This window comes from Pseudomonas sp. FW305-25, from assembly GCF_017351415.1.
Classification (GTDB): Bacteria; Pseudomonadota; Gammaproteobacteria; order Pseudomonadales; family Pseudomonadaceae; genus Aquipseudomonas; species Aquipseudomonas chlororaphis.
On record NZ_JACNDE010000036.1, the window covers coordinates 15,586 to 38,900 of the forward strand.

Below are 23,315 nucleotides of genomic sequence, written 5' to 3' on the forward strand. Positions count from 1 at the left end.
ACAGTCAAAACGAGCGCAACATGCAAACCTGTATCCAAAACCTCATCGACCAGGGCGCCCATATCTTCGGCGAGATCCTGGACGCTGACCGCACGCAGGCGCTGTACCGCGAAATGATCGCCGCACGGGCCTTCGGGGCCGGGCTGTTCATGGACGAGGCTGAATACCTGGCCCAGGAAAACCACCTCAACGCCAACCCGAACAAGACCTTCAACTTCCTCAATGGCTTCGAGTCGCAATTGCAGTTCATCGAGCAGGATCCGCGCCTCACTGCGGTCCTCGATGAAGTGCTAGGCGCCGACTATGAGGTGGTGATCAAGAAAGCGGTGTGCGGCGTACCGGATTCGTGGCTGCCGGACTGGGTGCGGGAAAAGATCCGCGATGTGAATGTGGCGAACCTGGGGCCCTATATCAAAAAACCCTTTCGCGACATCACCTACTTTCGCGGGATCGACTTCCACCAGGACATCATCGATTGGCCCCAGGGCCGGGTGGAACTCGACCCCTCGACCTTTCTGACCCTGTATGTTTACCTGCACGACGTCACCGAAAACGACTCGCCCCTGCACCTGATGCCCGGCACTCACCGCTTTGGCGCCACGCTGTTCCCGCATCGACTGGAACATCAGGAGCACGATCAATGGACCTACGCCGACGATCATGGACAGCAGATGCCCTGCCAGGATTACCGGCTGACCGGCGGGCCGGGTTACGTCGGGCTCTGGCATAACTGCACCTTGCATGGCACACGGCCGGTGGCCAACGAGTCGGAGCAGTTCCGCCTGTCGCTGCGTTATCTGCTGGGCAAGTCCCGAGGCAATACCGGCAAGACCGCGATCGACACCATCAACGGTGCGATCCAGGGTGAGTTGCAACCGGTAAGGACCCGACGCGACCTGAACGCCAAGGGTATCGCCCAGATCAAGGGCAACATCATCAATAACAATGGCTAGCATCACCGTTTGAAACGAACGGGCGAACCGCTCGGGTGACGATTTACCAGCGGCTGCACCAGTAAGACGAGGTCAATGTGTCGACAGGGTTTGGACAAAAAGCGCGGGTGCTGATATTCGGCACCGGCGCCGGCGGCATCAATTTCTACAAGTACAACCGCCGCCGCTACCGGGTGATCGGCTTCGTCGATAACAACCAGCAGAAGCAGGGCCAGCGCCTGTTCGGCAAGTTGATTCACGCCCCTCAACAATTGAGTTCGCTGGCTTTCGACAAGATCATCATCGCCAGTGATTACTACCGCGAGATCCATCCGCAGCTCACTGAGAAACTGGCCATCAACGAGCAAAAAGTCGAAGTGTTCCATGGCGCGCAGATCAGCTCGCAGCTCCCATGGTTCCAGCGTATTGGCAAACGCCTCGAGCAACTGGGCTATGAACGACTGTGCAGAAAGCCGGGACTGATCAGCGACCTGCTGTATCGACTGTTTTTTCGACGCCAGGATACCCGGCGCCTGGCCTTGCGCTGGCTGGATGAAAGCGCCGAGCACAAGGTCCATGTGTTTCGCCCGAGCCAACCGGGCACCAGCCAGCCCCCACGGTTCGTCCATCAATCGACACAGGCGATCACCCTGGAATTACCCGAGGTCGCCCTCTACCACTTCCGTCATGGACAGGTCTGTTCGGTGTCCCGTTCGGTGATACTGCCAAATGGGCAATTGGTGCTGGAGCGAGTGCCCACGGCAAAATCCTCGCAGGCCGACTATAGTGCTGCGCACCTGCTCTACCACGGCCAGCGCCTGGCCCTGGTCAGGACCGGCAAACCTGTAGAGCTGGAAAAAGGCCTGCTGATCAGCGGCTGCAACGAGCAGAACTATTACCACTGGACGGTAGAAGTCTTGTCGCAACTGCAATTCGTGGCCGAACTGCCGCCGCAATATGCGGACTATCCTCTGCTGATCTCCAAGAGCAGCCAGAACATTCCTTCGATCAAGGCCCTGATCGAGGCGATTGGCGTTGACCGCCCGCTGGTACTCCTGGACAACATCACCAGCTATCAGGTGGCCGACCTGCTGCTGATCAGCGCGCCCAACAACATGATCCCGAACTTCAAAGGCGTGGCACAGAACAGTGCCAGCAGCGGCTTCGCACGCCCGGAATCGATCAATTTCCTGCGGGAAAAAGCCCTGTGCCTGGCCCATGACATCCCCACCGGCGAACTCCCCAAGCGAGTATTCCTGGCCCGCAAAGGTTTTCTCCGGCACTACAACCAGGCCGAAATCCTCAAGCTGCTGGAACCCTATGGGTTTACCTGCGTGTACATGGAGGAACAGGACATCAGCCATCAGGTGGCGATCATGGCCAATGCCGAAGTCATAGTCGGCCCCACCGGCGCGGCCTGGACCAATCTGATTTTCGCCTCGAAAAACGCCCGCGCGCTGTGCTGGATGGCCGAGGAATATGGGCAGCTGTCGTGTTTTTCCAACCTGGCGGCGATCGTCGGCGTGGAAATGGACTACATCGCTTACCGGGTGGGCTCGACCGACTCCCGAGAACTGTATTACCGAAATTATCGGGTCGACGCCAAGAGCGTTGAAAACTGGCTGCAACAGCATTTGTCGAAACGGCTCGAAGAGGAGACGCGATGAAGATTCACATTCTGCCGCTGCAGACCCACGGCGATGACCGTGGTTCGCTGATCGCCCTGGAAGAAGGGAAAAACATCCCCTTCCCGGTGAAGCGGGTGTACTACATGTTCAATACCGGTGAAGGGGTTCGCCGCGGCTACCACGCCCATAAGACCCTCAAGCAGGTGGCCATCGCCGTACGCGGCTCGTGCCGTTTCCTGCTGGACGACGGTCGGGAAAAAATCGACATCACCCTGGACAATCCTTGCCAGGGCCTGCTGATCGAATCCTTTATCTGGCGTGAGATGTATGACTTCTCTCCAGACTGTGTGCTGATGGTCCTGGCCGATCAACTCTACGAAGAAGGCGACTATGTTCGAGACTATGCCCAGTTCATGGACATGGTCGGACAATGACCCAAATGATGAATATTCCGTTTCTGGATTTGAAAGGCATCAATCACGAATATGCTGATCAGCTCAAAGCCGCTTGTAGCCGTGTGATCGACTCCGGCTGGTACCTGATGGGGCGTGAGCTTGAGCAATTCGAGGCCGCGTTCGCCGATTACTGCGGCAGCCGGCATGCCATCGGCGTCGCTAACGGCCTGGATGCCCTGACCCTGATCCTGCGCGCCTGGAAAGAGCAAGGCCGGCTGCAGGCCGGTGATGAAGTGATAGTGCAGAGCAACACCTTTATCGCCACCATCTCGGCCATTCTGGAAAACGATCTGGCGCCGATCCTGGTGGATGTGGACCCGACTACCCACAATCTGGAAGTCGAAGCCGTCGAACGGGCCATCTCGGAAAAAACCCGGGTGATCCTGCCGGTGCATCTTTATGGGCAGCTGTCGCCGATGCCGCAGATCATGGCGCTGGCCCACAAGCATGGCCTGCTGGTGCTCGAAGATGCCGCTCAGGCCCATGGCGCCGAGCTGGCCGGGCGCAAGGCCGGCAACTGGGGCGATGCCGCGGCGTTCAGCTTCTACCCCGGGAAGAACCTCGGAGCCCTGGGCGACGGCGGAGCCATCACTACCAACGACGCCGAGCTGGCAACCCTGGTCCGGGCGCTGGGCAACTACGGTTCGCGCGTCAAATACCAGCACGATCATCAGGGGGTGAACAGCCGCCTCGATGAAATCCAGGCCGCGATGCTGGGAGTGAAGCTGGCGCATCTGGACAACGATACTGCCCGTCGACGCAGCATCGCCCACTACTACGGCGAACACATCCGGCACCCGGGAATCACCCTGCCCTCGGTGACGACTGCGAGCGCCCATGTCTGGCACCTGTATGTCATTACCTGCCCATGGCGCGATCAGCTGAAGGCGCATCTGGCCGAGCGTGGCATCCAATGCCTGGTTCACTACCCACTGGCGATCACCGAGCAGCGGGCCTACCGCGATCTGGCCAGGACCTCCCAGGCATCCCGGGCGCCGCTGCATGACTCGATCCTGTCATTGCCGATCTACCCGACATTGGACCTGGAACAACAGCAACACATTGTCACCGCCATCAACCAGTTCACCGCCCACTGATGCGCCTGTTGCGAGGTGCCTAGAAAGCACCTCGCAACTGAGCAAACTGCTCGTCAGTCACATAGTCGGCGAGTGCCCGACCGCAATGGTCGGCAGCCTCCAGCCTAGCGCCCTTGCGCAACAACAACGGAAAGGTTCTACGACAACGCCCGGCCAGGTAGGCATCCTTGGCATACATCAAGGGCGTCGTGCCTTTGTTGTTGGACCGCTCCGGGTCGGCACCTTGCTGCAACAGCCAGTCAACCACCTCATAGGCACCCGCATAACTGGCGACGATCAGCGGCGTCCAGCCTTGCGGGTTGGCATCGTTGTAACCGGCAATATTGGCCTGCAGTGCCACCACCGCCTCCAGATCGCCTCGTTCACAAGCCTTGAGCATCTCCGGCAACCGATCAAAATTCAGCCGGACGTCATAGTCGATGGTGCAGAGCTCGACATAATCGTCAGTTGTGCTGATCAGGGTCCCGGCCTTGAATTGCGAACGCCCAGGCAGAATCGTCGCCGAGACCACCGGTTTCCCATCCCAGCGCAAGAATTGATATTCACGAAAGGCGAACGCCCTGATCTGGTTGCGTAGCGCCCAGGCCGTCGACAGCGGATCGATCTTCAACGCCCCATAGTCGATGGCGTCCTTTGAAAAGTAGCTGGATCCCACCGCACTCTGTGGCTGCGCTCTGACGCCATCATCGACCAACCTGGCAAACCACTGCTCCAGCAACTGGCCGGCATGCTGATTAAAGGCGAAATAGAGATCGCGGCAGGTCCACCAGGATGGGATCGGGAATACCTGTTGCGCGACGATGTCCCCGGTATCGATACCCCGGTCAATGAAATGCAGGGTCACGCCCGCCTCGGCCCTGGACTCCAGCAACGGCCAGACCGAGGTAAACATACCCTTGTATTCGGGCAGCCTTGAGAAATGAATGTTGAACACACGACTGATGGAGAAGCGCCCAGGCACGACGATCCGGTCGAACTCCAGGGAAATGAACGCGATGGACGCTACTTCATAAGCCGCCTCCAGGCTGATCTCACGCACACCATACTTTTGCGCGGCCGCCCGCAACGAACGTTGCCAACCATCGACGCCCGTATCGTTACGGTTGCAGACCACGGCAATTTCGTCGGGCGAAAATTGTCGCAGAGCCCGTTCCAGGCCAAATACCGAAATATTGTTTTTTCCAGCAATGACAATCATGGGTGACTCCACAGCATCGAGAACTGCGTGTACCAAACGTAGCCGTTACCAGGAAATAAAGACGAAAACCACGTTTGGCCTGAAAGCCCGGAAATAGATGGTGTCCCAGGGCAGGTTCGAACTGCCAACCTTCCCCTTAGGAGGGGGATGCTCTATCCAATTGAGCTACTGGGACAAATTGACCACCGCGTGTACTGCCGCGGCGCAAAGGACGGCGTGCATGTTAACGGTCAGCCCTGCTTTTGTCATGTTGTGAGTAGGGCTTTTTAACCGGTGGCGGCCTCTGATCATCAGGCAACTTGCCAGAGCTGCCGTGCAAATTGCATCACTGCAAAAAGCCATCATTGCAGAATGCAATCCGCCATCGTCTAAAAATCCTATCAAATCATTGTTTTTAAAGGGTTTATTAGAGGTTAGACTCTTGGCATGAGCGCTGCTTCCTCTCTATGAAAGAACAATGGAGATCAAGCCCATGAACAGCGCCCTTCTTCTATCGAATACCATTGCCATCGCCGTACTGGTGATCTTCCACTTTCAGCCTGATGGCCGCGCGGATCAGAGCCCCCAGTACAGGGCCCACTACGCGCAACACCAGGCCCCGCAATTGGCTGTGATGAGCAGCGCATCGGAGAATCCTGGCATGGCACAGGTCGCCGATGCCCCAGAAGCCGTTGTTCTACCTGCCAATCCAAGACCCGAAAGCTGGGTATTTTGAATATCACCCCATCAGGAGCCTGTTAATGTCCCGACTTGCCAAAGGCCTTCTCATCCTGGCAATACTCAGTGCCACACTGGGTTGCTTCACCACTGAAAATACTCTGGGTGATGCGCCCCTGGTTGCCTGTGGTGTTTTTTCCGGCCTGTTCCTGCTGGCGCTGGTGTTGGGACGTAAAATCAAATTCGACCCTGTATTGCGCTGATCCCCTGCGACCTCAATAGCTTCAGAAAACGCTCAAGCGTCACGGACAGCTCGCTCGAGTTGTCCAGAAAAAACACGGACTCTCCCAGCACAGGCCCGCCCTCAGCAGAAAAAAGAGCACTTCTCTTGAGTCTCGCCTCGATCTGCGCCGCACTTTCGCGACCGCGGTTCATCAGTCTTTGCCGCAGCACGTCGATGTCCACCGTTAACAGAATCGCCAAAAGCTCCGGATAACGCTGGCGAGCCTGATCCAGGTGAGCCCTGGAGCCATTGATCAGGACATGACGCCCACTGGCCAGCCATTCGTCGATCTGCACGGGAATTCCGTAGGCCAGGCCATTGGCCCGCCAGCACAAGGCAAAGGCGCCCTGCAGCTCAAGACGCTCGAACTCGTCAGCACTTACCCCATGGGCCGCTTCCCCCACGGATTCCGCGGAACGGGTGATCACCCGCCGCACCACATCACAGCCGAGTTGCGCCAGAGGACGGCGCGCAGCCTCGATCAGGCTGTCCTTTCCCGATCCGGAAGGCCCCATCAAATAAATCAATCTGCCTGGCATTCGAAGACTCCATGGCACTCGCAGCCTAGTAAATCGGCAATTTGCCACTATCCTGTAGAAGGTAGGAAACAATGATCGGATCCGCATGCATGCCCGTCTGGCGACGCACAAGCGCACTACCATCGGACATCAGGACGCGGGCAGATAGGCGGACCAGGCAATCTTTTCAAACCAGTCCGCATTTCTGATAATTGGTGCTGGCATAACGCCTTTACCCAGTTCAATATTTGTCACAGAATTGACGCCAAGGATCTGGCTATTTTGAGGCATGATGCGGGCCTCTTAACAATTCAGGTTGAACATTTGGCAGCAACGCTTGTCCTAACTGACATCCCGCGGCCAATTCCGAGAACCGCTCCCCTGAACTAACCGGTTAAATATATGCGCCCATTGAAACAGGCAATTTATTCCAGCCGTACGGCTGACAAGTTCGTCGTACGTCTACCCGACGGGATGCGTGAACGCATTGCCGAGGTGGCTCGCAATCATCACCGCAGCATGAACTCCGAAATCATCGCGCGCCTGGAACAGAGTCTTATTCAGGAAGGCGCCTTGGGTGAAGAGTTGAGCATGCGCCTGGACAGCCCAGAACTCTCCTTGCATGAACGCGAACTGCTTCAACGTTTCCGTCAACTTTCCCACCGCCAGCAGAACGCTCTTGTTTCGCTGATCGCCCATGACGCCGAAATGGCCGCAGACGCTTCCTGATTCGACCTCGAAAGCTAGAGCCAGCCTTGTGCTGGCTTTTTTTTGCGCGAAATTTGCTGCTCGAACGCTACAAACACAGAAGCCTGGATGGCAAGGGGCTGGAGAAAACGATACAGCCCCATTAGAGGGGCCGTATGCGGGATCAAAGCAGGAAGATGGTGGCCAGCCCAAGGAAGATAAAGAAGCCGCCACTGTCGGTCATGGCCGTGATCATGACGCTGGCTCCCATGGCCGGGTCGCGCCCCAGGCGCGCCAGCGTCATCGGAATCAGAACCCCCATCAGCGCCGCCAGCAACAGGTTGAGCGTCATGGCCGCCGTCATCACCACACCCAACGACCAGCTGCCGTAGAGCAGGTAAGCCACCACACCGATGACTCCGCCCCAGACCAGGCCGTTGATCAACGCCACCGCCAATTCCTTGCGCATCAGACGCGAGGTATTGCCGGTGCTGACCTGGTCCAGCGCCATGGCGCGAACGATCATGGTGATGGTCTGGTTACCCGAGTTGCCGCCAATACCCGCCACGATCGGCATCAGGGCCGCCAGGGCCACCAGCTTTTCGATGGAGCCTTCAAACAGACCGATCACTCGCGAAGCGACAAATGCGGTGATCAGGTTGATTGCCAGCCAGGCCCAGCGGTTGCGCAGGGAACGCCAGACCGAGGCAAAAATATCTTCTTCTTCACGCAGACCGGCCATGTTGAGGACTTCGGTCTCGCTCTCCTCACGAATCAGGTCGACCATTTCATCGATGGTCAGACGGCCGATCAATTTGCCGTTCTTGTCGACCACCGGCGCCGAAATCAAGTCGTAGCGCTCGAATGCCTGCGCAGCGTCGTAGGCATCTTCGTCCGGATGGAAACTTACCGGGTCGCTGGCCATGACTTCCGAAACCTGTTTCTCCGGATCATTCACCAGCAACCGCTTGATGGGCAGCACACCTTTGAGCACGCCGTCATAGTCGACGACGAACAACTTGTCGGTATGGCCTGGCAACTCTTTGAGGCGGCGCAGATAACGCAGAACCACTTCAAGGCTGACATCCTCACGGATGGTCACCATCTCGAAGTCCATCAACGCACCGACCTGCTCCTCGTCATACGACAAGGCGGAGCGAACGCGCTCCCGCTGCTGGCCGTCCAACGCTTCCATCAGCTCATGGACAACGTCTCGCGGCAGCTCGGGAGCCAGGTCAGCAAGTTCGTCGGCGTCCATCTCCTTGGCAGCAGCCAGGAGCTCATGATCGTCCATGTCGGCGATCAGGGTTTCACGTACGGAATCGGATACTTCGAGCAGGATGTCGCCGTCACGCTCGGCCTTGACCAACTGCCAGACAGTCAGACGCTCGTCGAGCGGCAAGGCTTCAAGGATGTAGGCAACGTCGGCAGAGTGCAGATCGTCGAGCTTGCGTTGCAGCTCGACAAGGTTTTGCCGGTGGACCAGGTTCTCGACCCGATCCTGATGATGACCTTCCTGACGATGAGTCAGGTCTTCGACCACCCGTTGGCGCTGCAGCAGCTCAACGACTTGAGCGAGGCGATCCTGCAGGCTGTCTTGTGTTTTCTTTACTTCTACTTCGGTCATAGGCGAACTCCACTCCCAGCAGAGGAGCACGCCGGAAGGATCAATCAGTCAATTCATGATTGTAAAAACGGGATACTGAGTAACTACTGGGTAAGTCCATGGAGGTATTCCACAAGCCCCGGCGGGGCTGACGGGCGCAATCATACACCGCTTGACGGCTTTAAACGTTAAAAAATCATGGCAAGAACAAGCGCTTGCGGCGCAAAGCTGAAGAAGCGCTGAATCTATAAAGCTGCGACGCACCGTCCGAAAAAGAAAACACACCCCAGACGAAAAAACTGCGCCCGGAACTCGCTCCCGTTATCGATTCACAATTGCCGGGAGCTTTCGAAAGGCCACATCAAAAGGACAGGCACACGCTGAATACGACGCCAGAATGATCGCGACGTTCAAACAGAGGAACCAATAAAGAAGGGAGAAAACCCAAACGGCAGAAAGCAAAAAGCCCGCAATAAATGCGGGCTTCTTGGTATATGGTGCACTCGACAGGATTCGAACCTGTGACCGCTCGGTTCGTAGCCGAGTACTCTATCCAGCTGAGCTACGAGTGCAATTTGTGTTTTTAGACCAGGCCACAACTGGCTGAAGCCAAGTTATTCACATTACTGCAAACAACCCTTAAATGGTGCACTCGACAGGATTCGAACCTGTGACCGCTCGGTTCGTAGCCGAGTACTCTATCCAGCTGAGCTACGAGTGCATTTGTTGCCGCGCATTATAGGCCGTTAAATCTTTTTGTAAAGCACTTTTTCTAGTATTTTCAACAACTTACAGAAGAAGCCAGATTACAACGAACTAAGTAAATAATGGCGGAGAACGGGGGATTCGAACCCCCGACACCCTTTTGAGGTGTACTCCCTTAGCAGGGGAGCGCCTTCGGCCACTCGGCCAGCTCTCCGCAACACGGGGCGTATATTAACCAGCTTTCTCCCCGTTTGCAAACAAAAAAAACGATAAAAATTAATGGCTTGGTTCTTCGTCCTTCTCTTTCTTTATCCGCAGGTAAATTTCTTCCCGGTGCACCGCTACCTCTTTAGGGGCGTTGACACCGATACGCACTTGATTTCCTTTGACGCCAAGCACGGTCACGGTGATTTCGCCATCACCAATAATCAGGCTTTCTGCGCACCGACGAGTCAGAATCAGCATACCTTTCTCCTCACGCATTTCATTTCAGGGACAACAGTCTGCAAAAAAAAGGGTATCGACCTACAACCAGGACGGCCGTAGCCCTACACGCCTAAGTATTGACTAGCGCGAGCAAAAGAACAGTTTTCTGTCACGCCGATCAAAAAAACAAAGGGCGCGGTAAACCGCGCCCTTCGGGCAACGCATCACTCGCCCTGTCGGGCCGGAGCGTCCAGTTCGAAAGCCGTGTGCAGAGCGCGCACAGCCAGTTCCAGGTACTTCTCTTCGATCACCACGGAAACCTTGATTTCCGAGGTCGAGATCATCTGGATGTTGATGCTTTCCTTGGCCAGTGCTTCGAACATGCGGCTGGCAACACCCGCGTGGGAACGCATGCCGACGCCAACGATCGAGACCTTGGCGATCTTGGTATCGCCTACCACTTCCCGGGCGCCGATTTCACGGGCAGTGTTTTCCAGCACTTGCTGGGCTGCCAGGTAATCGTTGCGGTGCACGGTGAAGGTGAAGTCGGTGGTGTTATCGTGCGAAACGTTCTGCACGATCATGTCGACTTCAATATTCGCGGCACTGATCGGGCCGAGAATCTTGAAGGCCACGCCGGGAGTGTCTGGCACGCCACGGATGGTCAGCTTGGCTTCATCGCGGTTAAAAGCGATGCCGGAAATGATCGGCTGTTCCATGGATTCCTCTTCATCAATAGTAATGAGGGTACCCGGACCCTCCTTGAAGCTGTGCAGTACGCGCAGCGGAACGTTGTACTTGCCGGCGAACTCGACCGCGCGGATCTGCAGCACCTTGGAACCCAGGCTGGCCATTTCCAGCATTTCTTCGAAGGTGATCTTGTCCAGGCGCTGGGCCACGGACACCACGCGCGGATCGGTGGTGTAGACGCCGTCGACATCGGTGTAGATCTGGCATTCGTCAGCCTTCAGGGCTGCCGCCAGTGCCACGCCGGTGGTGTCGGAACCGCCACGACCGAGGGTAGTGATGTTGCCGTGCTCGTCGACGCCCTGGAAACCTGCGACCACAACCACGCGACCAGCCTTCAGGTCACCGCGAATTTTCTGATCGTCGATCTGCAAAATGCGTGCTTTATTGTGCGCGCTATCGGTCAGAATCCGCACCTGGTTGCCGGTATAGGAGACTGCCGGCACGCCGCGCTTGATCAGCGCCATGGCCAGCAGTGCGATCGTCACCTGCTCACCGGTGGAAACGATCACGTCCAGCTCGCGAGGAACCGGCTGACCGTCGCCGCTGATTTGCTTGGCAAGGTCGATCAGACGGTTGGTTTCGCCGCTCATGGCCGACAGCACAACCACCAGGTCGTCACCGGCTTCGCGGAATTTTTTCACCTTGTCGGCGACCTGCTCGATTCTTTCGACGGAACCGACCGAGGTACCTCCAAATTTCTGTACGATCAAAGCCATTTCTAAGCCGCCTCAGCCCGTAAAGGGGCGCCCATTAATCAATCAAACTGCGCAGCTCCAAAGCCCGCCACTAGACGACGGGCTCGGCTTGGAACCTTAAATCCCCTGCTCGACAAACGGAACGGTCAGGGCCAGCGCGGCATCCAGCGCAGCGGCATCGACACCGCCGCCCTGCGCCATGTCCGGACGACCACCGCCCTTCCCGCCCACTGCTGCAGCGGCTTGCTTCATCAAATCACCGGCTTTGAGTTGGCCAGTCAGGTCCTTGGTTACGCCCGCAACCAGCACGACCTTTTCCTCATGGACACTGCCGAGCAGGATCACTGCGCGACCGAGTTTGTTTTTCAACTGATCGACCAGCGCCAACAGCGCCTTGCCGTCCTGACCGTCCAGGCGCGCCGCCAGCACTTTCGCGCCTTTGACATCCAGCGCCTGCGCCGACAGGTCGTCGCCAGCGGCACTGGCGGCCTTGGCCTGCAGCTGCTCGAGTTGTTTCTCCAGCAGGCGGTTGCGCTCCAGCACGGCCGACAGCTTGTCGATCAGGTTGTCACGGCTGCCCTTGACCAGGGTCGCCGCTTCCTTGAGTTGCTCTTCCGCAGCGTTCAGGTACGCCAGTGCCGCGGCACCGGTGACCGCTTCAATACGGCGTACACCCGAAGCGACGCCACCTTCGCTGATGATTTTCAAAAGGCCGATATCACCGGTGCGGTTGGCGTGGATACCGCCACACAGTTCAACGGAGAAATCGCCGCCCATGCTCAGGACACGCACGCTGTCGCCATACTTCTCGCCGAACAGCGCCATGGCGCCCTTCTGCTTGGCGGTGTCGATATCGGTTTCTTCGGTTTCCACCGCGGTGTTCTTGCGAATCTCGGCGTTGACGATGTCTTCCAGGGCCTTGATCTGCTCTGGCTTGATCGCTTCGAAGTGGCTGAAGTCGAAACGCAGGCGCTGACTGTCGACCAGCGAACCCTTCTGCTGTACATGCTCGCCCAGCACCTGGCGCAGAGCGGCGTGCAGCAAGTGGGTGGCCGAATGGTTCAACGAAGTGGCGTGACGCACTTCGGCATCCACCTGGGTTTGCACCGGTGCACCAACGGTCAGGCTGCCGCTGGCCAAGACGCCGTGGTGCAGGAAAGCACCGCCGGTCTTGGTGGTATCGCGCACGTCGAAACGCGCGTTACCCGCTTGCAGGTAACCGCAGTCGCCGACCTGGCCGCCCGACTCGGCGTAGAAAGGCGTCTGGTCGAGAACGACCACGCCCTCTTCGCCTTCACTCAGCACGTCGACCGATTGCCCTTCCTTATAAAGAGCAACCACCTTGGCCGAACCACTGGTGGCGTGATAACCGTTGAATTCGGTGGCCACATCGACCTTGACCAGGCTGTTGTAGTCCATGCCGAAGGAGCTGGCGGAACGGGCACGTACGCGCTGGGCTTCCATCTCGCGCTCGAAACCCTCCTCGTCGAGGGTCAGTTCGCGCTCACGGGCGATGTCGCCAGTCAGGTCCATCGGGAAACCGTAGGTGTCATACAGCTTGAACACCACGTCGCCCGGCACCACCGTGCCTTTGAGTTCGGCCAGGTCCTGCTCGAGGATCTTCAGGCCCTGCTCCAGGGTCTTGGCGAACTGCTCTTCTTCGGCTTTCAGCACACGCTCGATGTGTGCCTGTTGGGATTTCAGCTCTGGGAAGGCTTCGCCCATCTCGGCGACCAGCGCGGCCACGATCTGATAGAAGAAGCTGCCCTTGGCGCCCAGCTTGTTGCCGTGACGGCAAGCGCGGCGAATGATGCGACGCAGGACATAACCGCGGCCTTCGTTGGAAGGCAGCACGCCGTCGGCGATCAGGAAGCCGCAGGAACGGATGTGGTCGGCCACGACTTTCAAAGACGCCTGGGCATCGTTGGTGCAACCGATGGCCTTGGCCGCCGCGTTCAGCAGGCTCTGGAACAGATCGATTTCATAGTTCGAGTGAACGTGCTGCAGGACCGCACTGATCCGCTCCAGGCCCATGCCGGTGTCCACCGACGGCGCTGGCAACGGATGCAACACGCCATCGGCGGTGCGGTTGAACTGCATGAATACGTTGTTCCAGATCTCGATGTAACGGTCGCCGTCCTCTTCCGGCGAGCCCGGTGGGCCACCCCAGATGTCGGCGCCGTGATCGTAGAAAATCTCGGTGCAAGGACCGCACGGGCCGGTATCGCCCATGGTCCAGAAGTTGTCGGAGGCGTATGGCGCACCCTTGTTGTCGCCGATACGGACCATGCGCTCGGCCGGAACCCCGACTTCCTTGGTCCAGATGTCATAGGCCTCGTCATCGCTGGCGTAGACGGTGACCCAGAGCTTTTCTTTCGGCAGGTTCAGCCACTTGTCGGAGGTCAGGAAAGTCCAGGCGAAAGTGATGGCGTCGCGCTTGAAGTAATCGCCGAAACTGAAGTTGCCCAGCATTTCGAAGAAAGTGTGGTGACGGGCGGTGTAACCGACGTTTTCCAGGTCGTTGTGCTTGCCGCCGGCGCGTACGCATTTCTGGCTGCTTACGGCGCGGGTATAGGCGCGCTTTTCCTGGCCCAGGAAGCAGTCCTTGAACTGGTTCATCCCCGCGTTGGTGAACAGCAGGGTTGGGTCGTTGCCCGGAATCAAAGAGCTGGAGGCTACACGGGTGTGGCCTTGCTCTTCGAAGAAGCGAAGGAAGGCTTCACGGATTTCTGCGCTTTTCATTAGGTTCTTCCACGGAGACTGCGGCCAAAGGCCTGTGCGAAACGTCATCAGACGAAACGACGGCAAAGGGCCGCATTATATCGGCCCTGAGCTTGGGGTACAGCGTGTTTATACGATAGAGACGGTCAATTGGACGGCTAACACTGTCAGTTGCGGGAAAAATCGATAAAAGTCCCGACGACCTGCTCGATTTGTGCACGACTGACGTCCATATGGGTGACCATCCGCAGCCGCGACGCGGCGCTCAGCCTGATCCCGCGTTCGCCGGCGAAGGCCTTGAGCGCTTCTGCCCTGTCGCCCATCGCGACATAGACCATGTTGGTCTGCACCGGCTCGACCTCATAGCCCGCCTCACGCAGCCCCTCCGCCAGCAACTGGGCATTGGTGTGGTCATCGGCCAGGCGCGCTACGTGATGATCGAGCGCATACAGGCCCGCCGCGGCCAGGATTCCAGCCTGGCGCATGCCTCCCCCGACCATCTTGCGCAAGCGCCTGGCCTTGCCGATCAGCTGCGCCGAACCGCACAGCACCGAGCCCACCGGCGCACCCAGCCCCTTGGACAGGCACACCGAAACCGAATCGAAGTGCTGGGTGATCTGCCGCGCATCGACACCCAGCTTGACCGCCGCGTTGTACAGTCGCGCGCCGTCCAGGTGCAGGGCCAGGCCATGCTCACGGGTGAAGGCCCGGGCCTGCGCCAGATAGCTCAATGGCAGCACCTTGCCCTGCATGGTGTTTTCCAGCGCCAGCAGGCGGGTACGGGCAAAGTGGAAATCATCCGGCTTGATCGCCGCGGCCACCTGGGCCAGGTCCAGCGAGCCGTCGGCCTGGACTTCCAATGGCTGTGGCTGGATCGAACCCAGCACCGCCGCGCCGCCGCCCTCGTACTTATAGGTATGCGCCTGCTGGCCGACGATGTATTCGTCGCCACGCCCACAATGGGCCATCAAGCCCAGCAGGTTGCTCATGGTCCCCGTTGGCACAAACAGCGCCTCGGCGAATCCGAGGCGCTGCGCCAATTCGGCTTCCAGGCGGTTGACCGTCGGATCTTCGCCGTAGACATCATCGCCCGTGGCCGCCGTGGCCATTGCTTCCAGCATGCCTGCCGTGGGTTGAGTAACGGTGTCACTGCGAAGATCGATAACGCTCATGAATCAGGCCTCGGCAAGGGGACGCGAACGTCGCTGCGGATAGGGAAATTCTTTCGAACTGAATTACTACGGGCACAACCGCGATTTATCAAGGCCCACCCGGGAAAAGCCCAGCGATGGACATGAAAAACCGATGTTTATCATCCAAACGCCGCAATGCACCGCCGAAAAATATGTGTTACAAACTCACCGCCACCGCAAAGCCCGGTGGCAACGTTCTCAGGGCGGGGTGCAATTCCCCACCGGCGGTAATTGCGCGCAATGCGCATAGCCCGCGAGCGCTTGGCGACAGGCACCGCTTCGGCGGCGAATGACGGCAAGGTCAGCAGACCCGGTGTGATCCCGGGGCCGACGGTCATAGTCCGGATGAAGAGAGAACGGGATTGGTGCCAAAGGGCCGTCCACAGACCTGCGCATGGCTGCTTGTGCGCCTGGCCTGTACGTACCCTTAAATCCCTTTCGATTCATAACGCCCTGTTTTTCACACAAACAGGAGTCAGAACCAATGCAACCCACCGCAATCGATAGCAAAAGCAAACAGCATCACGGCGAACGTTTGGCGTTTATCCAGGCCTGCTGGCACAAGGAAATCGTCGACCAGAGCCGCAAAGGGTTCGTCAGCGAAATGCTCGCCCAGGGTTATCAGGAAAGTGATATCGACTTCTTCGAAGTCGGCGGCGCCTTTGAAATTCCACTGCACGCCAAGCTGCTGGCCAAGTCCGGTCGTTATGCCGGCATCGTCGCCGCGGGCCTGGTGGTGGACGGCGGTATCTACCGCCACGAATTCGTCGCCCAGTCGGTGATCAGCGGCCTGATGCAGGTCCAGCTGGAAACCGAAGTGCCGGTGTTCTCGGTGGTCTTGACCCCGCATCACTTCCACGCCGGTGAAGAACATCAGAAGTTCTTCTTCGAGCATTTCGTGCACAAGGGCCAGGAAGCCGCGAAGACCTGCGCCGACACCCTGCACAAGACTCGCGCCCTGCGTCGTCATGAACAGCGGGTAGCGGTGTAAGCGTCAGACGCTGAAAGCAAAATCGCGAGCCAGCTCACTCCTACAGGGGCTGAGCTGGCTCGCGATGCTTTTTGTGGCCGCTGCCGCAGGCTGCGATAAGGCCCGCAGGACCTTCTAATCAACCTCAAAAGCGGCGTCCGCTACGCGGTCGATCGCAGCCTTCGGCAGCGGCTACAGATTGCCGTATCAGGCCAGGCCGTCAGCCGTGGTCGGCACGATCAGGATCCCGGCACGCAGTCCGTTCTTCACCTTGGGGTTGGGGAAAATGATCCGCGCGCCCTCCTCCTCGACTATCCAGCGGGTCTGGGCGATGTCGTCGGCCAGCAGGTAACCCACTTCCAATTCGGAGAAATTCTCGATGTCCGCCGGCAGATGCAGGTGGAAGGTATCGCTGTGCTTGATGATTTCCCGAGCGACGCTGAACAGCTGCAAGCCATCCAGCTTCTCCTCCGTCATGGGCGGTTCGCGGCCTTCGATGATCTGCTTGAGGCGGGTTTCCAGACGCTCGACATTCACCCCCTGGTTCTGCCCGAACGGCCGGGCCTTGCCCAGCTCCAGGGTGAAAGACTCGGCGTCCAGCTTGTCGTAGGTATAGGAGCTGAACACGATGGACGGTTTGTTCTGCAGCAGCACCGCCTGCATGCCCGCGGCCCGCAGGCGCGCCAGTTCCCGGCGCGAGTGCTGGCGACCTTCCTTCCACGGATACAGGGCGAACTGTTCGATCTTCGAACCGCGGATCGCCGTGTGCAGGTCGTAGTGCAGGCGGGTACGCTCCGGCAGGCTGAAGAAACTCGCCGCCAGGCGCTCCAGCTCGCAGGCGCGCAAGGCTTCGTTGCCGCTGCTTTGTTCATGACGGCCATTGAACAGCCGATTGATGTCCTGTTCGATGAAACGCTCGCCGCGGCGCATGGCCTCGGGGTTGCCGAACAGGAACAGAATGCGTGCGCACGGCTTGAGGTCGCCGCGGGCGATGTCATGCAACAGACGGTCGAGCAACTCGATCGGTGCCGTCTCATTGCCGTGGATGCCGGCCGACAACAGCACATCCATGCCATTGTCCCGCGCCTGGGGTGGCCGGACTTCCAGCGCACCTTCGCTCAGCCAGCGCATCCGCACGCCGTCGACAGTCAGTTGAGTCTTCTCCGCCGGTTCACGACCGGCGAGGGTCAGTTCAAGCAGTTTGCCGAGGGCGAGCATAGAACGTTATTCCTTAATGGTCGTGCTGGCAGTCAGGGCCGTGCACGTGATCGTCGTCACCAGCATCAGCCGGTTCCATTTCCAGTTGCAGACTTACCAGATTAGTCGCCAATGGGCGCAGCAGCAGGTTGGCGTATTCTTCGTCGCCTTCCTCGACGTCCACGCCGATCAGCAGCTGGCCACGGCCGTCCTGCTGGATCCACAGTTCCTTGCCTTGCCACATCACGGCAACGCGGGTGCAGGAAGTTTCCAGTTGAGTGCCGTCGGTGTCTTCAAGGATCAGCTGCAGGGTATCGCTCATTTATTACGCTCTCATCTGGAGGTAAAGCGGCGCGCCTGGATCAGCAGAAGCAGGCGCGGGCTTTTAATTGATCTGGAATGGATAAACCGCGCCCAGTTTAAGGATTTGCGTCAGTTCATCCAGTGCCGTCCGGCACTCAAGCAGCAATTGCGGGTCCGCCAGATCGTTTTCGCTCAGGCGGTCGCGGTAGTGCTTGTCGACCCATTGGGTCAGCGTGCCGTACAACGGCGCAGTCATGATAACCCCTGGGTTGACCGCCGCCAGCTCGGTTTGATTGAGCGCGACCCGTAGCCGCAGGCACGCCGGGCCACCGCCGTTCTGCATGCTCTGCTTGAGGTCGAAGACTTTCACTTCGCGGATCAGGCCGCCGGAGCTGGTCAGGCTTTGCAGGTACTGCCAGACACGCTCGTTGCCGCGGCACTCTTCCGGCACGATCAGCAGCATCGAGCCATCGGCGCGGGACAGCAGTTGGCTGTTGAACAGGTAGGAACGCACCGCGTCTTCCACCGTGACCTGCGAGCGCGGCACACAGATCGACTGGAAGTTGCCGCCGCGCTTGCCCAGCTTGGCCTGCAGCTCGGCGAGCATCTTGTCGGTCTCGAGGAACGCGTCCTCGTGATAGAACAGCACTTCGCCGTTACCCACCGCGATCACATCGTTGTGGAACACACCCTGGTCGATCACCGACGGGTTCTGCTGGGCATACACCACACCGTCGTCGCTCAGGCCGTGCAGGCGGGCGACGGCCTGCGAGGCTTCCAGGGTCTGGCGCGCCGGGTACTTCTGCGGTGCCGGGTAGCGGGTATCGAAGGCGCTGCGCCCGAAGACGAAGAACTCGACACCGGCCTGGCCGTAGTCACGGCAGAAACGGGTGTGGTTGGCCGCGCCCTCATCGCCGAACTGCGCCACCGCCGGCAACGCCGCGTGATGGGCGAAGTGTTTCTGGTCGGCGAACATCGCCCCCAGCACGCGACTGGTGGTCGGGTGCTCGATGCTGCGGTGATATTTGCAGTTCAGGTTGGCAGCGGTGAAATGCACGCGACCGTCAGCGGTGTCGGCGCTCGGGCTGACCGTGGCGGCGTTGGCCACCCACATGCTCGACGCCGAGCAGCTGGCGACCAGCAGCGGCATCGCATCCTTGGCGGCGCGCTCGATGACCTGCGCATCGCTGCCGGCAAAACCCAGCCGACGCAGGGCGGCCACGTCCGGGCGTTCCTGGGGTGCCAGCACGCCTTGCTGGAAACCCATTTCCATCAGCGCTTTCATTTTCGCCAGGCCCTGCAGCGCGGCCTCCTTGGGATTGGAAGACTGCTGGCTGTTGCTCTGGGACGCGACGTTGCCGTAGGACAGGCCGCCGTAGTTATGGGTAGGCCCCACTAGACCGTCGAAATTGACTTCATAGGATTTCATCAGCGAGGCTCCACGAGAATCTGTTGTTATAGGCATCTGTATCAGTACATGTCTTGAGGCCGTCGGCGCCCGCTTCGCGGGACGATCGCAGCCTGCGGCAGCGGCTACAGGGTTACCACAACCACCGACGCCCCGCCGCTCTCTGTAGCCGCTTCGCAGGCTGCGATAAGGTCCACAAGACCTTCCGGCAATCTGCGGCGCAACCCATCACCCCAGGCGTACACCCGGCGTCAGCGCGCTCGGCAAGGTCAGGCTCGAGGCTTCCAGCGACGCCACCGGGTACGCGCAGTAATCCGCCGCGTAATAGGCACTGGCGCGATGGTTGCCCGAGGCACCCACACCACCGAACGGCGCGCTGCTCGCGGCACCGGTCAGCTGCTTGTTCCAGTTGACGATACCGGCCCGGCTTTCCAGCCAGAACTGCTGGTAACGCGCCTCGGAATCCGACAGCAGGCCCGCTGCCAGGCCGTATTGGGTGTCGTTGGCCTCGGCGATCGCCGCTGAGAAATCGGCGTAGCGAATCACTTGCAGCAAGGGCCCGAACAGTTCTTCGTCCGGGCGCTCGGCCACCGCGGTCACGTCGAGAATGCCCGGGGTCAACAGCGCGGCCTGGGCCTGCGGCTGGGTCATTTCCAGCAGCGCCACGGCGCCATTGGCCAACAGGTTTTCCTGGGCCTGCATCAGCGCGCGGGCCGCGCCAAGGGAAATCACCGAGCCCATGAACGGTGCCGGCTGCTGGTCGAACGCACCGACCTCGATGGTCGAGCTGACCGCCACCAGGCGCTCCAGCAACTTATCGCCCCAGGCGCCTTGCGGCACCAGCAGGCGGCGCGCGCAGGTGCAACGCTGGCCGGCGGAAATGAAGGCCGACTGGATAATGGTGTAGACCGCCGCGTCCAGGTCCGCGACCTGGTCCACCACCAGCGGATTGTTACCGCCCATCTCCAGCGCGAGGATCTTGTCCGGGCGGCCGGCGAACTGCTGGTGCAGGTGATTGCCGGTGCGACTGGAACCGGTGAAGAACAGACCGTCGATCCCCGGGTTGGCAGCCAGGGCGATACCGGTTTCCCGCGCGCCTTGCAGCAGGTTCAACACACCCGCCGGCAGGCCGGCTTCGATCCAGCACTTGACGGTCAGCTCGGCGACTTTCGGGGTCAGCTCGCTGGGTTTGAACAGCACGCTGTTACCCGCCAGCAGCGCAGGAACGATATGCCCGTTAGGCAGATGGCCTGGGAAGTTGTAAGGGCCGAACACCGCCACCACGCCATGGGGCTTGTGGCGCAATACCGCGGTGGCGTCGCCCAGCGGGCCGCTCTTCTCACCGGTGCGTTCACGGTAGCTCTGCACCGAAATCGCGATCTTGTTGACCATGCTGGTCACTTCGGTGGCGGCTTCCCACAGCGGCTTGCCGGTTTCCTCGCCGATGCAGCGCGCCAGTTCGTCGGTATGGCTTTTCAGGCTGGCGGCAAAGGCTTCCAGCACCGCGATCCGCTCGTCCAGCGACCGCTTGGCCCAGGCCGGGAATGCCTGGCGCGCGGCCTGCACCGCACTTTCAACCTGGGCGACGGTGGCGCCGTTGCCCGACCACAGCACCTGCTGGGTCACCGGATTCAAGGATTCAAAGGCTTCGCCCTGGCCTGGCAACCATTGGCCTGCGATGTACAGCGTGTTCATTATTTCGACTCCCGGGAAGCAGACAGCGCAACGGCACGGACCTGATCGCCCGCATTGAGTTGCAGGCGTTTGGCGGTCAGTGCATCAACCACCAGGGTGCCCGACGCGAAGCGCGCGGGTGCGGCGGTGATCCGGCAATCCTCGCGCTTGCGGTTATGAATCAGGAAAGGCGTGGCGTCGTCGCCCGGCGTGCCGATGGCCAACACCAGCGCCTGGCTGTCGCGCACCGCGCGGATCTTGGCGGTTTCGCACTCCACCGCCGGGCCGGCGTCGAAGATGTCGACGTAACCCTGGTAGCTGAAGCCCTCGCTCTTGAGCATGGCCAGCGCCGGCTCGGTATCGGTGTGCACCTTGCCGATCACGTTGCGCGCCCCCTCGGAGAGGAAGCAGGTGTACAGCGGGAACTTCGGCATCAGTTCGGCGATGAACGCCTTGTTACCCACGCCGGTCAGGTAGTCGGCCTGGCTGAACTCCATCTTGAAGAAGTGCCGGCCCAGGCTTTCCCAGAATGGCGAGCGCCCGGCTTCATCGGACATGCCGCGCATCTCGGCGATGATCTTGTTGCCGAACAGCTGCGGGAATTCGGCGATGAACAGCATGCGTGCCTTGGCCAGCATGCGGCCGTTGAGGCCGGTGCGGTAATCGGCATGCAGGAACAGCGAGCACAGCTCGGAATTGCCGGTCAGGTCATTGGCCAGGAACAGCGTCGGAATCTCGCGGTAGATGTTCAGCTCCTGGGAGGCGCTGACGGTCAGGCCGACCCGGAAGTTGTACCAAGGCTCGCGCAAGCCAACGGCGCCGGCGATCGCGGAAATCCCCACCACGCGGCCGTTGTCGTCCTCGAGCACGAACAGGTAATCCGCATCGCCCCGCTCGGCTTCGCCACGGAAGGTCTTTTCCGCCCAGCCCACGCGGTGTTTCAGGCGTTCTTCGTTGGCCGGCAAGGTGGTAAGGCCAGTACCGGTGCTGCGGGCCAGGTCGATCAGAGCGGGTAAGTCGCTGCTGCGTACGGGACGAACGATCATGCTATCTCCTCAGACGGGCGCCGCTGACGGCCCCCGCGAAACTCGCTGCTTTCCAGGATTCTTCCGGCATTTGCCGCAGCCGTTAAACCGCCACCAGGCGCACGCTGGCACCTTCGCCGACGCCCAGGGCTTCGGCCGCTTGCAGATCCAGGGTCACCGGCTTGCCCGGCGCGTAATCCAGCTCCAGCATCACCGCGCGGTAATCCTGCAACTGCGCATTGGCGACCAGGTACTGGCGGCCGCCGCCCTTGGCGACCTCGCCGATCTTCACCGGCACCACGCGGCTCTGGGCGATCGAGCGGATCCCCGAGACCCGGGCGTGCAGGGTCGGGCCACCGTCGAAGATGTCGATGTAATGGTCGGTCTCGAAGCCTTCGCGCATCAGGATGTCGAAGGTGATCTGCGCCCGCGGGTGCACCTGGCCCATGGCTTCCTGCGCGGCATCCGGCAGCAGCGGCACATAGATCGGGTAATGCGGCATCAGCTCGGCGAGGAAGGTGCGGCTTTTCAGCCCGCACAGACGCTCGGCGGCGGCGTAGTTGAGGTCGAAGAAGTTGCGACCGATGGCATCCCAGAACGGCGAGTCGCCATTCTCATCGCTGTAGCCAACGATCTCGGTCACCACCGAATCGGCGAAACGCTCCGGGTGGCTGGCGACGAACAGCAGGCGACCGCGAGAGTTGAGTTCCGACCACGGCGAACCCACCAGTTCCGGGACCACATAGAAGCTGGTCAGCAGGCTGTTCCCGGTCAGGTCGTGGCACTGGGAGAGCACGTGGATCTTGTTGTGGATCTTCAGCTCGCGGGAGGCGTGCACGAAGGTCTCGTTACGGAAGCTGTAGAACGGCTCGGAATAACCGGCCGAGGCGACGATGGCCGAGCAACCGACCAGCTTGCCGGTTTCGGTATCCTCAAGGACGAAGAAATAGCTCTCCTCGCCATTGAAGCTCACCTCGGCGGCGAACGAAGCCTCGCTTGCGGCGATCTTGTCGCTCAGGCGTTCCACGTCATCCGGCAAGGAAGTGACACCAATCGGGCTGTCCGCAGCCAGACGCTGTACCTCGCCCAGATCAGCCATTTGCGCGGGGCGCATCACCAGCATGGTGTCACTCCTTACTCGAAACAGGCCGGCCAGGAGGCCGACTCAGGGAAAAAAATGCCGGGAC

At 59.8% G+C, this 23,315-nt stretch carries 21 protein-coding genes, 4 tRNA genes and 1 riboswitch; of the genes, 8 read left to right on the forward strand and 17 right to left on the reverse strand.

All coding sequences use genetic code 11. The features are described from left to right. Positions 1 to 20: 20 nt before the first annotated feature. The 4 genes from J4E58_RS25655 (at position 21) to J4E58_RS25670 (ending at position 4,112) form a co-directional block, all read left to right on the forward strand. The gene (locus J4E58_RS25655) at positions 21 to 953 is read left to right on the forward strand and encodes a phytanoyl-CoA dioxygenase family protein (RefSeq protein ID WP_053262284.1); all 933 of its coding nucleotides are present in this window, start codon (positions 21 to 23) and stop codon (positions 951 to 953) included. A gap of 77 nt (positions 954 to 1,030) precedes the next feature. Further along, positions 1,031 to 2,599 carry a glycosyltransferase family 61 protein gene (locus J4E58_RS25660; RefSeq protein ID WP_087090430.1) on the forward strand — a complete coding sequence of 523 codons (1,569 nt, stop codon included), beginning with the start codon at positions 1,031 to 1,033 and terminating at the stop codon, positions 2,597 to 2,599. Continuing rightward, a complete protein-coding gene (locus tag J4E58_RS25665) occupies positions 2,596 to 2,994 on the forward strand; it encodes an FdtA/QdtA family cupin domain-containing protein (RefSeq protein WP_009045148.1) in 399 nt (132 codons plus the stop codon). The genes J4E58_RS25660 and J4E58_RS25665 overlap by 4 nt, the downstream gene beginning before the upstream one ends. Continuing rightward, positions 2,991 to 4,112, forward strand: a complete 1,122-nt coding sequence (locus J4E58_RS25670) for a DegT/DnrJ/EryC1/StrS aminotransferase family protein (protein ID WP_087090428.1) — start codon at positions 2,991 to 2,993, stop codon at positions 4,110 to 4,112. The genes J4E58_RS25665 and J4E58_RS25670 overlap by 4 nt, the downstream gene beginning before the upstream one ends. Positions 4,113 to 4,131: 19 nt before the next feature. Here J4E58_RS25670 and J4E58_RS25675 read toward each other — a convergent pair whose 3' ends face one another. Both J4E58_RS25675 and J4E58_RS25680 read right to left on the reverse strand, forming a co-directional pair. Next, on the reverse strand, positions 4,132 to 5,310 hold the full coding sequence (locus J4E58_RS25675; protein ID WP_087090426.1) for a formyltransferase family protein: 1,179 nt from the start codon (positions 5,308 to 5,310) through the stop codon (positions 4,132 to 4,134). Positions 5,311 to 5,408: 98 nt separating this feature from the next. Continuing rightward, positions 5,409 to 5,485: transfer RNA gene (locus J4E58_RS25680), tRNA-Arg, on the reverse strand. 297 nt (positions 5,486 to 5,782) lie between these two features. On the opposite strand from J4E58_RS25680, the gene J4E58_RS25685 reads away from it, so the two are divergent. Together J4E58_RS25685 and J4E58_RS25690 are read left to right on the forward strand one after the other, a co-directional pair. Continuing rightward, positions 5,783 to 6,025 (forward strand): hypothetical protein, encoded by a 243-nt coding sequence (locus J4E58_RS25685; RefSeq protein WP_087090461.1) that lies wholly within the window; start codon positions 5,783 to 5,785, stop codon positions 6,023 to 6,025. A 25-nt stretch (positions 6,026 to 6,050) separates the two neighbouring features. Beyond that, positions 6,051 to 6,230 carry a PA3371 family protein gene (locus J4E58_RS25690; protein ID WP_009045153.1) on the forward strand — a complete coding sequence of 60 codons (180 nt, stop codon included), beginning with the start codon at positions 6,051 to 6,053 and terminating at the stop codon, positions 6,228 to 6,230. Here the strand turns inward: J4E58_RS25690 and phnN are convergent. Further along, a complete protein-coding gene (gene phnN, locus J4E58_RS25695) occupies positions 6,205 to 6,789 on the reverse strand; it encodes a phosphonate metabolism protein/1,5-bisphosphokinase (PRPP-forming) PhnN (RefSeq protein ID WP_087090424.1) in 585 nt (194 codons plus the stop codon). The genes J4E58_RS25690 and phnN overlap by 26 nt on opposite strands. A 381-nt stretch (positions 6,790 to 7,170) precedes the next feature. On the opposite strand from phnN, the gene J4E58_RS25700 reads away from it, so the two are divergent. Beyond that, positions 7,171 to 7,497, forward strand: coding sequence for an Arc family DNA-binding protein (locus J4E58_RS25700; protein ID WP_003178899.1), 327 nt, complete (start codon positions 7,171 to 7,173; stop codon positions 7,495 to 7,497). A gap of 142 nt (positions 7,498 to 7,639) precedes the next feature. On the opposite strand, the gene mgtE is transcribed toward J4E58_RS25700, so the two are convergent. From mgtE to ltaE, 8 genes are all read right to left on the reverse strand, one after another. Beyond that, positions 7,640 to 9,082 (reverse strand): magnesium transporter, encoded by a 1,443-nt coding sequence (mgtE, locus tag J4E58_RS25705; protein WP_007921578.1) that lies wholly within the window; start codon positions 9,080 to 9,082, stop codon positions 7,640 to 7,642. A 474-nt stretch (positions 9,083 to 9,556) separates the two neighbouring features. Continuing rightward, a tRNA-Arg gene (locus J4E58_RS25710) sits at positions 9,557 to 9,633 on the reverse strand. Positions 9,634 to 9,705: 72 nt separating this feature from the next. After that, positions 9,706 to 9,782, reverse strand: a tRNA-Arg gene (locus J4E58_RS25715). 107 nt (positions 9,783 to 9,889) lie between these two features. Then, positions 9,890 to 9,980, reverse strand: a tRNA-Ser gene (locus tag J4E58_RS25720). Positions 9,981 to 10,042: 62 nt separating this feature from the next. Next, on the reverse strand, positions 10,043 to 10,231 hold the full coding sequence (gene csrA, locus J4E58_RS25725) for a carbon storage regulator CsrA (RefSeq protein ID WP_002554426.1): 189 nt from the start codon (positions 10,229 to 10,231) through the stop codon (positions 10,043 to 10,045). 185 nt (positions 10,232 to 10,416) lie between these two features. Next, on the reverse strand, positions 10,417 to 11,658 hold the full coding sequence (locus tag J4E58_RS25730) for an aspartate kinase (protein WP_007921569.1): 1,242 nt from the start codon (positions 11,656 to 11,658) through the stop codon (positions 10,417 to 10,419). Between the two features lie 96 nt (positions 11,659 to 11,754). Continuing rightward, a complete protein-coding gene (alaS, locus tag J4E58_RS25735) occupies positions 11,755 to 14,379 on the reverse strand; it encodes an alanine--tRNA ligase (RefSeq protein WP_087090421.1) in 2,625 nt (874 codons plus the stop codon). 146 nt (positions 14,380 to 14,525) lie between these two features. Next, positions 14,526 to 15,530: a low-specificity L-threonine aldolase gene (gene ltaE / locus J4E58_RS25740; RefSeq protein ID WP_087090419.1), complete on the reverse strand. Its 1,005-nt coding sequence runs from the start codon at positions 15,528 to 15,530 to the stop codon at positions 14,526 to 14,528. Between the two features lie 211 nt (positions 15,531 to 15,741). After that, a riboswitch (FMN riboswitch) is annotated at positions 15,742 to 15,913 on the forward strand. A 122-nt stretch (positions 15,914 to 16,035) separates the two neighbouring features. Between ltaE and J4E58_RS25745 the strand changes: the two genes are divergently transcribed. Further along, on the forward strand, positions 16,036 to 16,542 hold the full coding sequence (locus J4E58_RS25745; protein ID WP_087090417.1) for a 6,7-dimethyl-8-ribityllumazine synthase: 507 nt from the start codon (positions 16,036 to 16,038) through the stop codon (positions 16,540 to 16,542). Between the two features lie 186 nt (positions 16,543 to 16,728). On the opposite strand, the gene astE is transcribed toward J4E58_RS25745, so the two are convergent. The 6 genes from astE to aruF form a co-directional block, all read right to left on the reverse strand. After that, on the reverse strand, positions 16,729 to 17,739 hold the full coding sequence (gene astE / locus J4E58_RS25750; protein WP_053262293.1) for a succinylglutamate desuccinylase: 1,011 nt from the start codon (positions 17,737 to 17,739) through the stop codon (positions 16,729 to 16,731). Between the two features lie 13 nt (positions 17,740 to 17,752). Then, positions 17,753 to 18,040, reverse strand: coding sequence for a hypothetical protein (locus J4E58_RS25755; protein ID WP_007921560.1), 288 nt, complete (start codon positions 18,038 to 18,040; stop codon positions 17,753 to 17,755). Positions 18,041 to 18,103: 63 nt separating this feature from the next. Next, a complete protein-coding gene (astB, locus tag J4E58_RS25760; RefSeq protein WP_087090415.1) occupies positions 18,104 to 19,450 on the reverse strand; it encodes an N-succinylarginine dihydrolase in 1,347 nt (448 codons plus the stop codon). A 207-nt stretch (positions 19,451 to 19,657) separates the two neighbouring features. Then, positions 19,658 to 21,127, reverse strand: coding sequence for a succinylglutamate-semialdehyde dehydrogenase (astD, locus tag J4E58_RS25765; protein WP_172963068.1), 1,470 nt, complete (start codon positions 21,125 to 21,127; stop codon positions 19,658 to 19,660). Then, positions 21,124 to 22,149: an arginine N-succinyltransferase gene (gene astA, locus J4E58_RS25770; protein WP_007921553.1), complete on the reverse strand. Its 1,026-nt coding sequence runs from the start codon at positions 22,147 to 22,149 to the stop codon at positions 21,124 to 21,126. Before astA ends, astD begins: the two co-directional genes overlap by 4 nt. A gap of 82 nt (positions 22,150 to 22,231) precedes the next feature. After that, a complete protein-coding gene (gene aruF, locus J4E58_RS25775) occupies positions 22,232 to 23,251 on the reverse strand; it encodes an arginine/ornithine succinyltransferase subunit alpha (RefSeq protein WP_007921551.1) in 1,020 nt (339 codons plus the stop codon). Positions 23,252 to 23,315: the final 64 nt, after the last annotated feature.

Excerpts from the sequence above, each read along its gene's own strand:
- J4E58_RS25655 (WP_053262284.1), top strand. The coding sequence starts at position 21 with ATGCAAACCTGTATCCAAAACCTCATCGACCAGGGCGCCCATATCTTC.
- J4E58_RS25745 (WP_087090417.1), top strand. The coding sequence starts at position 16,036 with ATGCAACCCACCGCAATCGATAGCAAAAGCAAACAGCATCACGGCGAA.
- aruF (WP_007921551.1), bottom strand. The coding sequence starts at position 23,251 with ATGCTGGTGATGCGCCCCGCGCAAATGGCTGATCTGGGCGAGGTACAG.
- J4E58_RS25730 (WP_007921569.1), bottom strand. The coding sequence starts at position 11,658 with ATGGCTTTGATCGTACAGAAATTTGGAGGTACCTCGGTCGGTTCCGTC.
- J4E58_RS25675 (WP_087090426.1), bottom strand. The coding sequence starts at position 5,310 with ATGATTGTCATTGCTGGAAAAAACAATATTTCGGTATTTGGCCTGGAA.
- J4E58_RS25665 (WP_009045148.1), top strand. The coding sequence starts at position 2,596 with ATGAAGATTCACATTCTGCCGCTGCAGACCCACGGCGATGACCGTGGT.
- J4E58_RS25755 (WP_007921560.1), bottom strand. The coding sequence starts at position 18,040 with ATGAGCGATACCCTGCAGCTGATCCTTGAAGACACCGACGGCACTCAA.
- astE (WP_053262293.1), bottom strand. The coding sequence starts at position 17,739 with ATGCTCGCCCTCGGCAAACTGCTTGAACTGACCCTCGCCGGTCGTGAA.
- astB (WP_087090415.1), bottom strand. The coding sequence starts at position 19,450 with ATGAAATCCTATGAAGTCAATTTCGACGGTCTAGTGGGGCCTACCCAT.
- J4E58_RS25685 (WP_087090461.1), top strand. The coding sequence starts at position 5,783 with ATGAACAGCGCCCTTCTTCTATCGAATACCATTGCCATCGCCGTACTG.
- astA (WP_007921553.1), bottom strand. The coding sequence starts at position 22,149 with ATGATCGTTCGTCCCGTACGCAGCAGCGACTTACCCGCTCTGATCGAC.
- J4E58_RS25700 (WP_003178899.1), top strand. The coding sequence starts at position 7,171 with ATGCGCCCATTGAAACAGGCAATTTATTCCAGCCGTACGGCTGACAAG.
- csrA (WP_002554426.1), bottom strand. The coding sequence starts at position 10,231 with ATGCTGATTCTGACTCGTCGGTGCGCAGAAAGCCTGATTATTGGTGAT.
- mgtE (WP_007921578.1), bottom strand. The coding sequence starts at position 9,082 with ATGACCGAAGTAGAAGTAAAGAAAACACAAGACAGCCTGCAGGATCGC.
- alaS (WP_087090421.1), bottom strand. The coding sequence starts at position 14,379 with ATGAAAAGCGCAGAAATCCGTGAAGCCTTCCTTCGCTTCTTCGAAGAG.
- J4E58_RS25670 (WP_087090428.1), top strand. The coding sequence starts at position 2,991 with ATGACCCAAATGATGAATATTCCGTTTCTGGATTTGAAAGGCATCAAT.
- phnN (WP_087090424.1), bottom strand. The coding sequence starts at position 6,789 with ATGCCAGGCAGATTGATTTATTTGATGGGGCCTTCCGGATCGGGAAAG.
- J4E58_RS25690 (WP_009045153.1), top strand. The coding sequence starts at position 6,051 with ATGTCCCGACTTGCCAAAGGCCTTCTCATCCTGGCAATACTCAGTGCC.
- ltaE (WP_087090419.1), bottom strand. The coding sequence starts at position 15,530 with ATGAGCGTTATCGATCTTCGCAGTGACACCGTTACTCAACCCACGGCA.